At 74.8% G+C, this 14,892-nt stretch carries 13 protein-coding genes; 6 read left to right on the top strand and 7 right to left on the bottom strand.

The annotated features are described in order from the left end of the window. Positions 1-117 precede the first annotated feature (117 nt). Positions 118-3,738 (top strand): hypothetical protein, encoded by a 3,621-nt coding sequence (locus ACIOHG_RS26870; RefSeq protein WP_400954192.1) that lies wholly within the window; start codon positions 118-120, stop codon positions 3,736-3,738. Between the two features lie 115 nt (positions 3,739-3,853). Here the strand turns inward: ACIOHG_RS26870 and ACIOHG_RS26865 are convergent, their stop codons facing one another. The 7 genes from ACIOHG_RS26865 to ACIOHG_RS26835 form a co-directional block, all read right to left on the bottom strand. Further along, the gene (locus tag ACIOHG_RS26865; RefSeq protein ID WP_400954191.1) at positions 3,854-4,429 is read right to left on the bottom strand and encodes a hypothetical protein; all 576 of its coding nucleotides are present in this window, start codon (positions 4,427-4,429) and stop codon (positions 3,854-3,856) included. A gap of 41 nt (positions 4,430-4,470) precedes the next feature. Next, positions 4,471-4,863, bottom strand: a complete 393-nt coding sequence (locus tag ACIOHG_RS26860; protein WP_400954189.1) for a hypothetical protein — start codon at positions 4,861-4,863, stop codon at positions 4,471-4,473. Positions 4,864-5,067: 204 nt separating this feature from the next. After that, positions 5,068-5,391 carry a hypothetical protein gene (locus tag ACIOHG_RS26855; protein WP_400954187.1) on the bottom strand — a complete coding sequence of 108 codons (324 nt, stop codon included), beginning with the start codon at positions 5,389-5,391 and terminating at the stop codon, positions 5,068-5,070. Positions 5,392-5,443: 52 nt separating this feature from the next. Next, on the bottom strand, positions 5,444-6,595 hold the full coding sequence (locus ACIOHG_RS26850; RefSeq protein ID WP_400954186.1) for an IbrB-like domain-containing protein: 1,152 nt from the start codon (positions 6,593-6,595) through the stop codon (positions 5,444-5,446). Beyond that, positions 6,592-7,038 (bottom strand): GNAT family N-acetyltransferase, encoded by a 447-nt coding sequence (locus ACIOHG_RS26845; protein ID WP_400954184.1) that lies wholly within the window; start codon positions 7,036-7,038, stop codon positions 6,592-6,594. The genes ACIOHG_RS26850 and ACIOHG_RS26845 overlap by 4 nt, the downstream gene beginning before the upstream one ends. Further along, positions 7,025-8,365, bottom strand: a complete 1,341-nt coding sequence (locus tag ACIOHG_RS26840; protein WP_400954182.1) for a DUF3440 domain-containing protein — start codon at positions 8,363-8,365, stop codon at positions 7,025-7,027. Before ACIOHG_RS26840 ends, ACIOHG_RS26845 begins: the two co-directional genes overlap by 14 nt. After that, positions 8,362-9,876: a hypothetical protein gene (locus ACIOHG_RS26835; RefSeq protein ID WP_400954181.1), complete on the bottom strand. Its 1,515-nt coding sequence runs from the start codon at positions 9,874-9,876 to the stop codon at positions 8,362-8,364. The genes ACIOHG_RS26840 and ACIOHG_RS26835 overlap by 4 nt, the downstream gene beginning before the upstream one ends. Before the next feature lie 172 nt (positions 9,877-10,048). Between ACIOHG_RS26835 and ACIOHG_RS26830 the strand changes: the two genes are divergently transcribed. From ACIOHG_RS26830 to cas5e, 5 genes are read left to right on the top strand one after another with little or no spacing between them, the layout of a single operon-like run. Continuing rightward, on the top strand, positions 10,049-10,834 hold the full coding sequence (locus ACIOHG_RS26830) for a hypothetical protein (protein WP_400954180.1): 786 nt from the start codon (positions 10,049-10,051) through the stop codon (positions 10,832-10,834). Positions 10,835-10,867: 33 nt separating this feature from the next. Beyond that, the gene (casA, locus tag ACIOHG_RS26825; RefSeq protein ID WP_400954179.1) at positions 10,868-12,295 is read left to right on the top strand and encodes a type I-E CRISPR-associated protein Cse1/CasA; all 1,428 of its coding nucleotides are present in this window, start codon (positions 10,868-10,870) and stop codon (positions 12,293-12,295) included. Positions 12,296-12,309: 14 nt separating this feature from the next. Continuing rightward, complete coding sequence (gene casB / locus ACIOHG_RS26820) at positions 12,310-12,981, top strand: type I-E CRISPR-associated protein Cse2/CasB (protein ID WP_400954178.1); 672 nt, start codon at positions 12,310-12,312, stop codon at positions 12,979-12,981. Then, a complete protein-coding gene (cas7e, locus tag ACIOHG_RS26815) occupies positions 12,978-14,156 on the top strand; it encodes a type I-E CRISPR-associated protein Cas7/Cse4/CasC (protein WP_400954177.1) in 1,179 nt (392 codons plus the stop codon). Before casB ends, cas7e begins: the two co-directional genes overlap by 4 nt. Then, positions 14,153-14,848 carry a type I-E CRISPR-associated protein Cas5/CasD gene (gene cas5e / locus ACIOHG_RS26810; RefSeq protein ID WP_400954176.1) on the top strand — a complete coding sequence of 232 codons (696 nt, stop codon included), beginning with the start codon at positions 14,153-14,155 and terminating at the stop codon, positions 14,846-14,848. The genes cas7e and cas5e overlap by 4 nt, the downstream gene beginning before the upstream one ends. Positions 14,849-14,892: the final 44 nt, after the last annotated feature.

The raw sequence follows: 14,892 nt of genomic DNA, 5'->3' as shown, positions 1-14,892 counted from the left end.
AGGCCCTCACTCGAACGAGTGAAACAAGCGGGTAGGGAAACCTCGCGACCGGCCTCCACGAACGGGTGGCGGCACTGCCGGCGGCCGACGCCGAGCGGGCGCTGCTAGCGTGGCGCGATGACCCTCCACGGCGCGCCCGGCACGGGCGTCGACGCCTCCCAACTGGCCGACGGCTCAAGCCTTTCCGACGCCCTCACCGCTCTCGGCCCCAACGGCGTCCGGGCGCTCGGGCACCTGCGCGACGCCCGTCTCAAGCTGTCCGAGCTCGACCGGTGGTCGCAGCCGCTGGAGAGCGCCCTCGCCTCCTGCCGGTCCGCGATCGACAGCCTCCTCAAGGAGGCCGGCGAGGACTTCGAGGGCCCCAGGGACGCCCAGAACCAGGTCAACCGCGAGGTGAAGGCGCTCCTGAAGCGGGCGGGCGGGCAGCTGACCGCACGGGAGAGGCTGTTCGCGGCCCTCGACCGGGAGGCGGCCGTGCCCGACCACCTGGAGCCGCGGGCCGGCATCGGCGCAGCCGTCCAGGGGCTGATCCGGACCCGCGCCGACCGGCTCCCCGTCCTCGTGGACCCGAAGCCGGAGTACGACGCGGAGCGTGAACTCCTCGCGGCCGTCGCCGCCTTGGAGGCCCTCCCGCCGGGCCCGGCGGAGCAGCAGGCGCTGGTGGCGGTGCTGCGCCGCCTGCAGCAGGCCCGGCGGGCCTCGGGCGCGGCCTCGCGCGCGGCCCGGCCGGACGCGCTGGCCGGGCTGCGCGAGGCCGTCGCCTACCAGCAGCGGGAGGAGCAGGACCCCGGGGCGTTCCGCCGCCGCCAGCTGGCGGACATCGTGCACCAGCGCACGGGCACGGCGCCGGGGGCGGGCGAGCAGGAGACATTCCGGGCGTGGTCGAAGTTCTACAGCAAGACCTCCGGCGTGCTGCACGGCAGTTCCGGGGATGGAGAGGCGAGCACGCGCGCGCTGTTCACCGACCTGGTGGCCCACACCAGGCAGCTGCTGCTCGACCTGCCGGCCCTGGCCCCGTTGCTGGTCCCGCTCGTCACGGCCCAGGCGCCGACCGCGGCGGACGCGGCGGAGGTCGCCGCGCTCCAGCAGCGGCGCTCGATCCGGTACTTCTTCATGCACGCCGTCAGCCCCGACTGGCTCGACCTGGTCAGCAAGGACCGGCTGCTGCCGGAGAAGTCGCACTGGCCCGCCCAGCCCTACCTGGAGCGCCTCGCCTTCACCCACCCGCAGCAGGCGCTGGCCTGGCTCACCGCGCACCAGGACGCCTTCGTCGGCGCCGACCCGGAGGTGCTGGCCGGCCTGCTGCGGGTGACCCGCCAGCTCAGGGGCCGCTCGGCAGCGCTCGTGCGCGCGGTGCTGGCCAAGGACGACGTGCTCATCGAGGCGCTGTGGCCGCTGGTGGTGACGTGGCTGGCCGACGTCCCGGCCGCCGAGCGGGACCAGGCGTGGGTCGAGGTCGCCACGCGGGTGCTGCTGCACTTGGTGGAGCAGCCGGCTGGGCAGAGCTGGGAGATCCAGCAGCAGCTCGCCGAACTCCAGGCGACCGCCTACCGCCCGGACGGGCCCGCGCAGAGCGCGGTCGTACGGGCGGTGCGCGCCGCCCTGCTGGCGGTGGCCGCCGCCGCGGTGGACTCCGAGCTGGAGCTCGTGGACCTCGACATGGCGGACGACCTGCGGCAGGTTGTCCGCGCGGACGACCTCGGTCCGGCCATCACCCGCATCGCCGTGCGCGCCCTGCTCGACCTGGCCCGGGCCGAGGCCGGGCACGGCACCGCCCTCGCCGAGCGCACCACCGGGTGGGCCGGCCTTCCCGGACCGCGCCGGTGGGCGGACCGCGTGCTGGCCGCCCACCTGCTGGAGAGCGAGCCGGAGCAGGACCAGGACCCGGCCGCCTGGGAAGCGTGGCAGTCCTGCGCCCGCGACGTCCTGTCCCGGCTCGGGGAGGTCGAGCGGGTGGGCACCGACACCGTCGACCTGGTCGCGGCCGTCGTCGGCTCCTGCCCGCCGGACACCCTCCCGGGCCTGGAACGCCTGCTGGCCACGGCACTCGGCGCCGCCCCGGACCCCGCCGGCCTCGCCGCCAGCCGCCGGGCCCTGGCCCGCTGGCCCGCGACCGCGGCACCGGCGGGCTGGTCGACGCGCTGGGCCCTGTCTCCCGTCCTGCCGCCTACCGTCCTCGCCCCCTGGCAGGACGTCGTCGACGCCGTCACTGGGCTGCTCGGACCCGCCCCCCGCCGCCCGCTGCCCCGCTTTCGCTTCATGCCCTACCTCGACAGCGTCACCGCCGCCGCCCAGGACCTCCAAGCCGTGGCCGCCTCCAAGGGGGCCCGCGCCGCCGCCGCAGAACTGCGCGAGCGCGTGCGCGCCGGGACGCTCTCCGCGGACTACGCCCGTATCGTCGTTGGACAGCTCGTCACCACCGATCCGAACGCCTGGGCCGGCGCCGTCCCGGCCGTGGCCGCCGCGCTCGACATGCCCGTCCTGCGGCACGCCTACCTGTCCGCCCTGCGCACCCCGCTGAGCGCCGACCCCAGCCCGCTCACCGACCCCGCCACGACCTGGCACACCGTCACCGAGGAGCTGTGGAACCTGACCGCCGCCGGGAACGACCCCGATGTCGCCGGCCAGGCGCAGCTGACCCTGTGCCTGGCCGTGTCCGACGCCTCGGCCCGCGGCATGGACCTCGCGGGCGTCGAGCAGCCGGTCACCCAGTGGCTGGGCGCGGTCGTCACCGCCTGGACCGCACCCGCCGACCCGCCCTCGGCCGACCCGCTGAAGGCCGCCCACCGCGAGCTCGGCGGCCTCGCCCTGGACGCCCTGATCCGCTGCGGCCTGGCCCGCGCCACCGCACCGGCCGAACTCGCCCCCGACGCGGCGGCCGTCCTCGGCGACCTCCTCGACGCGGGCACCGACGACCGGGCCATGGCCGTCATCGGCCACCACCTGCCCGCCCTGCTGGAGCGCGCGCCCGCCTGGACCCGGCAGCACCAAGACCAGCTGCTCGGCCTGGACCGGCCGTACTGCCCCGCCGTCACCGCCGTCACCGCCCGCAACGACGTGGACGCCGTCGCCCTCGACGTGGCGCGGCGCCTCGACCGGAACCAGCTCGCCCGCTACCTGCGCCGCACGAGCCAGAGCGCGGGCGGCCAGGTGATGTGGGAGACCTGCGCGGCCCTGCTTCTGCTCGACCCCGACGCGCTCGGCGGCCGGAGCGGGTTCCTCACGCTGCTCGCCGCCGCGAACGGCGCGGCGCCGGCCGTCTCCCGGCTGCTCGGCGTCACCGCGCGGGTCCTGCCCCACAGCGCCACCGAGGCGAACGCAGCGCTCTTCGACAGCGCGGCGGACCTGTGGCGCGATGTCCTGGCCCTCGACCTGCCGGCGCAGGCCGGGCACCTGCGCGGCGCGGGCGAGTTCGTCCACGCGCAGGCCATGGACGACACGGTGTGGCTGGAGTTCACCGCCGCCACCGTCGAGCGGACCCCGGACATCTCCAACGCCGACTCCGTCGTCCGCCGGGCCGCCCGGCACCCCGGCTCCGAAACGGCGCTGCGCATCGTCGCCGGCCTGCTGACCCGGTGCGACGCCACCACCCCCGCCACCCACCCCGACTACCGGCTGGAGGAGATCAAGCGCGAGGCCATCGCGCTGTGGAAGCTCGCCGCCCCCGGCACACCGGGCCGCACCCAGCTGGGCGAGGCCCTCGCCCGGTACGCCGACTTCCTGGAGGCCATCGTCTGACCCACGAGGTCAGGGGCCAGTCGTAGAGGCCGGCGCTGCTGCGGCGCTGGCCTCTCGGCGTGCTCGGCTACGGCGGCGCTTCGGCGGCCGTCCGCCGGGCAGCAGGGTAGGGGGGTCAGCTCCCGCCGGGGAACAGCAACTCCTGCACTCCGACCGCCGCCGCCTCCCGCCGGTTCAGCGCCTGGTTGAGTAGTTCCTCGCCTTCGTGCAGGGAGTCGATGACCTGCTGTGCGTGGAGCTCCTCCTCCGTCCGGTCGGCGCCGTCCGGCCGCGACCGGAAGCGGATCACCTCGTCGGCGGCCTCCAGCAGCTTCGCCGCCGCGGCGGCGAAGCCCTCCTCGATCCGGCCGCCGGTGTCGAGGGCCACCGCGCCCGGCGGGGTGAAGTCGGCGGCGAGAACCGCCAGGTGCCCGTCCGCCCGGCCGAGGTGGCCGAGGACCCCGGCCTGATGGTCCTCGGCCACGGGCCAGGCCAGCGGCGTGGCGCGCTGCGAGATGGTCAGGACGGTGTCCCTGTCCGCGGAGGACAGCAGGTTGTAGCTGGCGTGGTCGGCCGCTCGGCGCAAGTGCGCAGCGAGCAGACTGGCCCGGACCTCGTCGTCCTCGTGCTCCAGGGCGGCCGGGACGGCGACGCCCAACTCCGCGAGTGCGCGGCGCAGTTGACCTTCGGTCGGGTTCAGAGTCTCGTACATGGCGCGATTGTCTCGCGGGCCGGCTGCCGAGGGAGCCCGGTTCACCCGATCGGGTGGCGCCCGTTCGGGACGATGTACGGGCGCAGCAGTACGGCCAGGCCCATGGTCACCCCGAAGGCGGCCGGCCCGGCAGCACCCAGGACCACCAGACGGGCGGTCCCGGTGAGGAAGTTCTCGGCGACCAGCATCAGGCCGACGGCCAGGGCCACCCCGCCGGTGAGGAGCAGCGCGAGCCGGGCTCCGACCGGCAGCCATGCGGGGCCGGGGACCTGGAGGACGGCCCGGGCGTGGACCGCGTGCCCGGCCAGATCGCCGGTCACCTCGCCGCACTGGCAGACCAGGTGCATCACGTTCTCACCGGCGAGCGCCGAGGCGAGCGGGTCCACCTCCCGCACCGGTCCGTGGCGTCCGTCGTCCATCGGCGGCCTGGCCATCAATCCCCCTCGGTCGTCTTCGGGTTGTTCACCGTACCGCAGGCACCGGCCAGCACCGCAGGCCGCTGTCGCGGCGGCCGGAGCCGGGTTCACCGCTGATGGCGGTCGGCCCCGGCCAGCCCGCGCTCTCCTACTTCCTCGCTCGCGTCCGGTCTGGCAGCCGACGGGGGCGGCTCCGGGCCTGCGAGGCCCGGGAGCGCCGGCTCAGGCGGGAGCAGCGCCGGGCTCCTCCCGGTCGCCCTGGGGTACGGAGAGTGCTCGCGGCGGCCGTTGGCGGCGGTCGGGGCCGCGTTCACCGCGGCGGCGCCGGTCCGGCCACCAGGTGTGCACGGCCCGGTAGTAGTAGAGGGGGCCGCTGTCGTCCGGCTGCTGGACGGGGGTGGGGGCGGTGGGGTCGTTGGCCAGGGCGCGGTGGAGGGTGGAACGGTTCACGTGGAGGTGGCGGGCGAGGGTGGCCACGGGCAGCGGCCAGTAGGGCACCGACTTGGGGTCGTCGGCGTCCGGCGGGCGGGGGGCGGGTGTGGTCACGGCGCCTTCTCGTCGGTGTCGGGCTGGCGGGTGGTGTCCTGCAGGCCCGGGGTTAGGCGGCTGCCTCGATGACGGCGAGGGTGATCGGCGCGGGGAGGTCGGCGAGGTCGGGTGTGCCGCCGCCCAGCAGGGTGCCGTACGCGACCAGGCGCGCGTCGTCGTCGGCGTACTCGCCGGGGAGGTCGGCGAGGCCAGGCGCTCTCAGGCCCTTGCTGCGGGCGTGGTTCTCGACGTCGGCCACGGTGGTGGGCCGCCCAGCCCCCCGGGTGTCGTCGGTGTGGACCTTGAGGTCGTCGAGGGGGAAGTGCTTCTCTCCGCCGAGGAGGACGCCGTAGGCGACCAGGATCGCCTCCCGATCGGCGTACGAGCCTGGCAGGAACTGCCCGTCGAGGGCGATGGCGTAGGCGGGCGGCCCGTCCGGCAGCTCCACCAGGTAGGTGGTGAGGCGGCCGATCGTCTCGCTGTTCCCGGGGCGGGAGGGGCTCCGCAGAGGAAGCGGGGCGGTGCCAGTGAAGGCGTCGGGGTCGGTCTCCCAGCCGGCGCTGAACTCCTCGGCCGAGTAGAACGCGGCCAGGGAGCTGACCTGGCGCAGGCGCAGGACCTCGTCGGGGTCCATGCCGAACCTCTCGCTGATCCACTCGTCGGACTTGCCTGCGAGGTGGAGTTCCTTGACGATCTCGCTCATCTGTCCGACGGCGTGCTTGCCCCTGGCCTCGTTGTGCTGCTGGGTGGCGGCCATCCGCTCGGCCCGACCGGTCTGCTCGGAGCGGATGACGGTGATCGGCAGGCGGCCGTGCAGGGACTGGGCGAAGACCTCGTTGCGGGCGACGACGTTGCGGTGGAACCCGTCGACGACTTCGTAGCGGCTTCCGGCGGGATCTTCCCGCCAGGTGACGATCGGCATGGTGAAACCGCTGTCCCGAATGGACCGCTTCAGCAGCTCCATCTCCGGCGGGGCGACGAAGTTCGGATTGTAGTCGTTGCCGTGGACCTGTTCGGCGGGCACCCACAGCACGCAGTCGACGGGGTGGTCGCGCTGTGGCGAGTGGGGGTGCAGGAGCAGCTTGATGGCGTTGATGGTGTCGGTGCGCTGCTCGTCGGGCAGTTCCTCCAGTCGTGCGAACAGGGCGGCGGCCTGCTGGAGGATGCCTTCGGCGGTCTGGTCGGCGAGGATCTCGTCCAGGCCGGTCTGCTCGGCGCTCACGTCGGCTGCTCCGTGGTGTCGGGGTCGCGGTGCATCCGCGTGTACTTGTCGGGGACGGCGGTGGTGGCGAAGCCGGCCGCCGTGTAGGCGTCCACGAACTGCGGGGGCACGACGGCGCGCAGGTGGCGGGCGCCGGCCGTCTGGACGGCGGCGGCGACCAGGCGCTGGGCGAGGTCGGTGTCGCGCCGGTCAGGCACGGTGTAGAGGGACTCGACCCGGCCGGTGCCGTTCTTCAGGAGGACGACGCCGACGAAGCCGAGCGCGGGCTCGCCCTCGGCGCCGGCGGTGACCCAGACCTTGCCGTCCTCGTCCCACGGCGGGCCGCCGAGCGCCTTGTTGACAGTGCGGGAGGCCAGGTGCGGGCCCATGACCTGGTAGAAGTCCGGGTCGGCGTTGGTGCGGACGGTCAGCTCCACGGCCGCGCGCCGGTCAGAGGGTGCCATCGAATTTCCACTCCTGTCGTTTGGCGGCCATCTGGTCCAAGTACTTCTTGTACGAGTTGGCGTTGGCGGGCGGGGCCATCGCGAACTCCTTGCACCAGTAGTCGTAGCTGAGCAGGACCTTGCAGACGCGCTTCCACGACGGCGTCTGCTTGTTCATCGGACCGTCGTCGGGGATGCCGTCGGGGTAGCCGCGGGTGGAGTACCAGAAGATGAAGCGGGCGATCTTGTTGCGGAAGTGCTCGGCCGTCTGCTCGGGCATCGTGTTCAGCAGGTACTGGGCGTAGCTGAGCCAGGTCATGCCGTCGGGGCAGGTGATGGTGATCCGCCCGCTGATGTTGCCGGTCTTCGTGGAGTACTTGGCGCCGAAGTTCGCGCCGCTGACCCGGGCGACGACGCGGCTCCAGGTACGGGGCTCCAGGATGTGGTAGAGCCACAGCCCCAGTTTCTGGTCGTCGCCGTAGGGCTGACACAGCCTCATGCTGTGGATCGTCAGGCCGGCCTGGTGCATCAGGTCGTAAATCGTGTTGTACGGCACGTCGAAGCGGCCGTTGAAGATCCAGATGTCGCGGGTCTGCCAGTCATAGATCGGGTAGGCGTTGTAGAGGTTGGGGCCGCCGCTGATCCGGGTCGTCCACCGCAGGCCCTCGTGGGTGCTCTTCTTGAGGGTGGCGATGGTGCGGAAGCGATTGAGGCTCTCGTCGGAGCGGATGCCGACCAGGCAGGCGGTGAGACGGTTCCCGTGCCGGGCGGCGTACCAGTGCCCGAAGGCCGGGACGAACTCCTCGAACTCCATGTACCGGCCGCCGCCGACGGTGACGTTCTCGGCGGTGTGCTTGGCGTAGAAGTCGAAGAACCCGGGGTCGGTGATCGCCTCGGACGGTGCCTCGCGGACCCACTTCTCGCGGGCCTCGGGGTCCCAGCAGGTCCACTGCGGGTCGATCGAGGAGACGGCGTTGCGCATGTTCAGGGGCAGGCAGACCCAGTAGGGCTCGAGGACGTCGGCGTGCCGCTCCAGCATCTCGCGGATGAACGTCTCGGTGGCCCGGTAGCCGGCTTCGAGGTCGACGACGAGCACGCCGAGCGTGCGGCCCAGGCGCCGGGCCTCGTTGGCGGCGATCTCCAGCAGCACGCCGGAGTCCTTGCCGCCGCTGAAGCTCACGTACAAGTTCGGGAAGTCGGCGAAGACGCGGCGCACGCGGCGCAGGGTCTCCTCGTACACGTTGCGGCCGGTGGCCCGCTTGGCTCCCCGCAGCGGCCGGGCCGGCTCCGGGAGCAGCGCCGGGTTCTGCGGGGGCGGGGCGGCGTCGGGGGCCTGGACGGTGCTCACCGCTGTGCCTCCGGTACTGCCGTCCCGGCCCCGGCGGTGTTCCTCAGCCACGCCTCTGCCTGCTCCCTGCTGATCTGCTCGATGTCGCCCTGCGCGGTCACCCGCACGAAGGCACGCTCCTGGGCGGTGACCCGGGTCCGGGCGCCGGTGCGGCGGATGCTGCGCCAGGCGGGATCGACCGGGTCCACCGGCCAGCCGGCCTCGTAGACCCGGTTGGTGCGCAGCGTCCACAGGTACTGCACGCCGCGCCATCCGTACCGGTCCTGGAGCGCATCGTAGTCGCGCCGCGCGGGCAGGAAGGTTCGCGCGAGGCCGTAGGAGGGGTGGTGGCCGGTGATCTCGGCCAGCCACGGGGCGTCGCCGCAGATCCGCTCCCGCTGCCAGACGGCGCGGAAGGTGGAGGCGACGGGGGCGGCGTCGAGGTCGAGTTCGGCGCGCTCCACGAGCAGCGGGATCGCCTCGTCCCAGGTGGCCGGGCGCAGCAGGGCCAGGGTGCGGCCGTCGGCGTCCGGGTCGGTGGCGTCCTCGACGGTGGCGATGAGTTCGGCGAAGCCGGTCCCGTCCAGGACGCGGGCGCCGGGGGCGTGCTTAGGGACGGGCGGCTCGCCGGGGCGGGGGCGCAGGCGGACGGTGGTGGTGGCGCCCAGGGCGAGGGGGGCGTCGGCCGGGCGGCGGACCAGCCAGACGGGGCCCGGGGCGTGGTCGGGGCAGGTGGTGTGGCTGTGGGTGCGGTCGGGGAGGCGGTGGCCCTGGCCGGGGTGGATGCGGCGGCGGCAGTGGGCGCACCAGCGGTCGTCGGTGGTGAGGGGGCCGGGTGCCGGGGTGTCGGGGCAGGTGCGGTGTTCGGGGGCGTAGCGGGGGCGGCGGGCCGCCGGGGTGGCCGTGAGGGGGCCGGGGGTGCGGTCGAGGAGGACGGCTCGGCCCTCGCCAGCGTCGACCCAGCCCTCGCACAGCAGGCACCGGCCCGGGTAGGTGTTGGGTTCGACGGTCTCGGCGGGGGGCGGGCAGTCGCCGGGGCGGTGGGTGAGCAGGTGTCCGTCCGGTCCGCGGTGGAGCCAGCCGGTGCGGGCGGCCACGTGCCGGGTGCAGCGGTGGCAGCGGCCGGGGTGCCGGTTGGCGGTGATGGTGGCGCCGATGGTGTGGCCGGCGGCGTCGGCGGCCAGGTGGGCGCGGACGGCGGCGAGTTCCCGGCGGCCGAGCGGGGTGCGGCGGGCCCAGTGCTTGAGGAGGGCCAGGCCGTTGTCGGCGTCGGGGTCGGCGCGCAGCAGGGTGATGCGCCACTGGCGGCCGGGGTGCTGGTCGGCGGTGAGCAGCAGGGCGCCGGCGGGGAGGGCGGCCAGGGAATCGGGGGTGAGCCAGTGGCCGGTGAGGGCGCGGGTTCCCGCGCCGGGGCCGACGGCGGTGACCAGGAGGGCCCAGGAGGAGAGGGTGTCCGCGCCCGCGGGCGGGACCTGGACGACGACGGCGGCCCCGGGGTTGGGGGCGGCCGGATTGTCAGTGGCAGTCGCCATCATGGCGGTAACGGATTGCATTCATCTGCCCCCGGAGAGTAATCAGAGTCGGAGTCTCCAGCATGCCCTCTCCGATAAAAAATCGCAACACTTGTTGCGATTTTTTATCGAGAGGTGCAGGCTGAGCACCAGTCACCCGCCTTGCGGAGCAAACGAGTTGAACGGAGCAACCATGCACAGCAGCAGTACCGGAGCGGCCGAGGGGCAGGCCCCCGACCGGCGGGCCGTCACCACCGGGCCCGTCCCCGACGGATGGGTCCGGTTGACCGTCCCGCCGGTCCCCGACGGCGGCCGGCCCGGCAGTTGGCGCCTGGCCGCCACGGGCACCGACCCCGCAGCACAGGGCGAGCAGGCGCTGGCCGGCACCCGGCTGTACGCGGGCGACACCGTCGCCTGCCCGGCCGGGACACTGCTGCTGGTCGTCGACAAGAGCGCCACCGGCACCGACCGGAACTACCGCACCGGCCGCCCGTACGTCACCGAGGACGCCACCGTCACCCTCACCCGCGTGCAGGACGACGGCACCACCGAAGTCCTTTGGGGCCCGCGGAACTTCGCCAAGGCCGCCACCGCCCTCGGCGCCACCGTGCGGGCACAGATCGCCAAGGCCCTCGCCGAGCAGGCCCCGGCCGCCGAGCCGCTGGTGCTGGAGGAGGTGCAGCGGCCCAACCGCCGCTACGAGCCGCGCTGCCTGCGCTGCGAGCGCCCCGTCGCCGCCCGCCGCGGCCACCTGGTCCGCCCGGCCGACGGCGACCGTTTCGCCGTCGAGCACTGGCCGGCCTGCCCCGCCGACGACGAGAGCGACCCCGAGCCGCCGGTCAGGCGCGGCAGCTGCGCAGAGTGCGCCACCCGCCGCGGCGTCGTCGAGCGCCACGACAGCAGCGGCATCCCCGGCAAGGTCTGCCATCGCTGCGACCGCTGGAGCGAGGACGCCGACTACCTCCTCTCCTTCGCCTGAACCCCCTTGCCGGCTACGACCCGAGAAGGCCCCGTGCCCGCGTTCGACCTCACCCGCCGCCCCTGGATTCCCGTCCTGGACGGCACCGACCACCGCCACGTCGGCATCGCCGACGCCCTCACCCACGCCCACCGCCTGCAACTGGCCACCACCGACCCCACCGAGCGCACCGTGCTGCTGCGCCTGCTGGCCGCCGTCCTGGAAGCCGCCGCCGACGCCGACTCCACCGCCCGGTGGGACGAGCAGTGGCGCAGCCCGACCCTGGACGGCGCGGCGATCGCCGCCTACCTGGAGCGGCACCGCGACTCCTTCGACCTGTTCCACCCCGAGCGGCCCTTCGGGCAGTGCGCCCGGCTCACCGCGGCGAACCGGGACAGCCACGCGCTGCGGGCCAGCTCCTGGTCCGGCACGGCCTCGACGCACTTCGACTGGGCGCAGCTCGGTCCGGCCCGGCCGCTCGCCCCGGCCGAGGCGGCGCTCGCCCTGCTCGTGCTGCAGGGCGTCCACCCCGGCGGTATCCAGTCCGGCCACCCAGATGACCCGCGGACCAAGGGCGGCAAGGTGTATGGGTCCCACCCGGGCATGCTCAGCTGCGCCACCCACGCGGTGGTCGAACCGGAAGGCGCCTTCCTGAAGGAGGTGCTGCTGCTGATGAACCCGCCCGCACCGCGCGCCGGGGGCGACCGGCCGGCCTGGGAGCAGCCGCCCACCCCGGCGGCCGGGCGGGAGCGGGAGCCCGCCGGGCGGCTCGATCTGCGGACCTGGCCCACCCGCCGAGTGCGGTTGCTGCCGGACGACGGCGGCCACGTCGCCGCGCTGGCCCTGCACGACGGGGACCGCACCGCCGACCCGGGTGCGGCCGTACGCGCCGCGGACCCGTGCGCGGCCACCTCCCCCAGCGGGGCCCGCTTCGACCTGCGCGGGCGCGACGGCCGGGGCCGCGACCGCGGCTTCGAAGCGCCGTGGGCCGCCGTCCTGGCGCTGCCCGGTACCGACCGCACCGCCGCCGCGCCGGTGCTCGCGCATCTGGTCGACGCCTGCGAGCGCGGCACCGTCGACCCCGAAGCGCTCCTCGCGGTGCGCTTCCACCGCGTCGAGCACACCACCGCCCACCGCGCCGCGATCAGCGCCGTCCTCGCGCCCCTGCTGCCCCTGGGACCGGCCGCGCACCTGGCCGACGCGGCCGTCCGCGACCAACTGCTCGCCACCGCCCGCCGCGCCGCAGGGCTGCGCCACCGCATCCACAAGCTCGCCGAAGACGCCCGCCTGCCCGGCGGCGACCGCGTCGACCTGGCCGCCGACCCCGGCGTCCGCGCCGCCTGGGACCACTACCTGCACGACCTGGACCGCCCCGCCTTCGAGACGGCCCTGAACGACGCCCTCCACCAGCGCATCGCCCGCAACCTCGGCTCCACCCCGCTCACGCAGGCCGCCGCCGTCCACCAGCTCACCACCGCCTAGAAGAAGGGAACCGCGTGCAACCCCTGCGCCCCGACCCCGACCTCGACCTGGTCCGCCGCACCACCGGCACCGAGATCGACCGCCTGCTGAACCGCTACCTCGCCGACGCCCCCGACGGCGCCGCCCTCGCCCACCTGCGCCGCACCGGCAACGACGGCGTCCTGTCCCCCACCGCCTGGTCCTACCTCGAACTCGACCCGCTCCTTCCCCCCGACACCGCGCCCGCCGACGACCCGCGCCGCTGTGCCCTGGACGCGGCCTGCACCGCACTCGTGCTGTGGGCCCACCACCAGCAGTCCCAGCGAGAGCGGATGCACCGCACCCCCCGCCCCGGGCGCACCGGCACCTCCCTCGACCTCGGCGGTGCCCTGAGCCGCCTCGTCCACACCACCGGCAGCGCCTCGATCACCCCGCGCTTCACCCAGCTCACCCGCATGGCCCCCGTCGGCCTGCCGACCACCGTGCTGCGCCCCCTGGTCCGCTGCCTGCGCGAGGGCGGCGTGCCGCTCGACTACGCCGAGTTGGCCGTCCAGCTCACCCGCTGGCGCCTTCCCGGGGGCCGCCGCGAGGTCCAGCGCCGCTGGAGCACCAGCTTCTTCGAGACCCGCCCGGCCCCCCGGCCGGACACCACCGACCCCGACACCGACGCCGCCGTCATCGCCACCACCGCGAAGGACATCCCGTGAACACCGCCGCCGACCGCCGCCGCGCCCGCTTCCTCGACCTGCACCTGCTGCACACCCTGCCCTCCCACGGCGTGAACCGGGACGACACCGACGCCCCCAAGACCGCCCAGTTCGGCGGCGTCGAGCGCGCCCGCGTCTCCAGCCAGGCCTGGAAGCGCGCCACCCGCACCTACTTCGCCCAGCTCCTGGACCCCGCCGAGCTCGGCGTGCGCACCGTGCACCTGGCCGCCGCCGTCGCCGACCGCCTGGCCCTCCTCGCCCCCGCCCTCGGCGCCGACGCTCGCGCGCTGGCCGCCCAGCACACGGTCACCGCCGCCGGAATCACCCTGGACAAGCCCAAGCGCTCCGGCGCGAGTGGCACCGAGCTGCCCACCGCCAAGGCGCTGGCGTTCCTGTCCGCCGCGCAGCTCGACGCCCTGGCCGCGCTGGCCGCCGAAGCCGCCGCCGACCCGGCCGCGTTCTTCAAGCACAAGACCCACCTCCAGCGCGCCCAGCACCTCGCCTCCACCGCCCACTCCGTCGACGTCGCCCTGTTCGGCCGCATGGTCGCCGAGACCCCCGAGCTGAACGTCGACGCCGCGGTCCAGGTCGCCCAGGCCATCGGCGTCCACGCCCTGGAGCAGGAGATCGACTACTTCACCGCCCTCGACGACCTCTCCCGCGCGGCCTCCGCGACCATGATCGGCACCCGCGGCTTCAACAGCTCGACCTTCTACCGCTACGCCAGCCTCAACCTCGACGCCCTCGCCGCCAACCTCGGACGCCTGCCCGAGCACACCGAAGGGCGCACCCCGCTGGAGCGCGCCGTCGCCGCCTGGATCACCGCCTTCACCTCCTCCATGCCCGCCGGCCAGAACAGCGGCACCGCCCCCCACACCAAGCCCGAACTCGTCCTCGCCCAGCTGCGCACCGAACCGGCCTCCTACGCTGCGGCGTTCGAGGAGCCCGTCCACCCCGCCGCCGGCGGCCACATCCGCCCGGCCTGCCAGGCGCTGGCGGAGCACGCCGCCGAGCGGGACGCCGCCTACGGCGGCCTCGTGGCCTCCTGGCTGCTGCGCGTCGGCTCCGCCACCGAACCGGCCGAGCCGCTCGGCACGCGGATGGCGACCCTGGAGGAGCTGGCCGGTGCCGCGACCGCCGCCGCGACCGGACACCTCGCCGGAGCCGCCGCGTGAGCACCCTGCTCCTCGTCCTCGCCGGGCCCATGCAGTCCTGGGGCGCTGCCACCACCACCGGCCGCCGCGACACCCAGCCCATGCCCACCAAGTCCGCCGTCGTCGGCCTGCTCGGCGCCGCCCAGGGCCTGGCCCGCACCGACACCGCCGGCCTGGCCCGCCTCGCCGAACTGCGCTTCGGGGTCCGCGCCGACCAGCCCGGCACCCTGCTGCGCGACTTCCACACCGCCCCCGGCCGCAACCGCAACCGCACCGTCTCCGACCGCTACTACCTCGCCGACGCGGTGTTCACCGCCGCCGTCGAAGGCGACCGCGAGCACATCGGCGCCATAGCCGACGCGCTGCGCAACCCCGTCTACGCGCCCGCCCTCGGCCGCCGCTCCTGCGTGCCCAGCCGCCCCGTCCTCCTCGACATCCGCCACGACCTCGACCTGGAAGAAGCCCTGGAGGTAACCCCCTGGCAGGCCGCGCCCTGGTACCGGCACCGCCACGGCCGGCCGCACACCCTGCCCGTCCACACCGACACCCGCCCCGGACAGCGCCCCACCCACCACAGCGGCGACCACCCCCTCGACTACCACCAGCGCCGCCTGCGCGCCCGCCCCGTCACCGCCACCACCGTCCCGCTCCCCCACGAACCCGCGACGACCGCCCATGACCCCCTCGCGGTCTTCTTCGACGGCTGGGACTGACCCGCAACCCGCTCACCGTGCCGGGCCGCGCCGACAGCGCGGCC

The sequence above is a fragment of the Kitasatospora sp. NPDC088134 genome, from assembly GCF_044741705.1.
Classification (GTDB): Bacteria; Actinomycetota; Actinomycetes; order Streptomycetales; family Streptomycetaceae; genus Kitasatospora.
The sequence above is the reverse complement of the archived record's forward strand: the minus strand, read 5'-3'. Positions and strand labels throughout refer to the sequence as shown.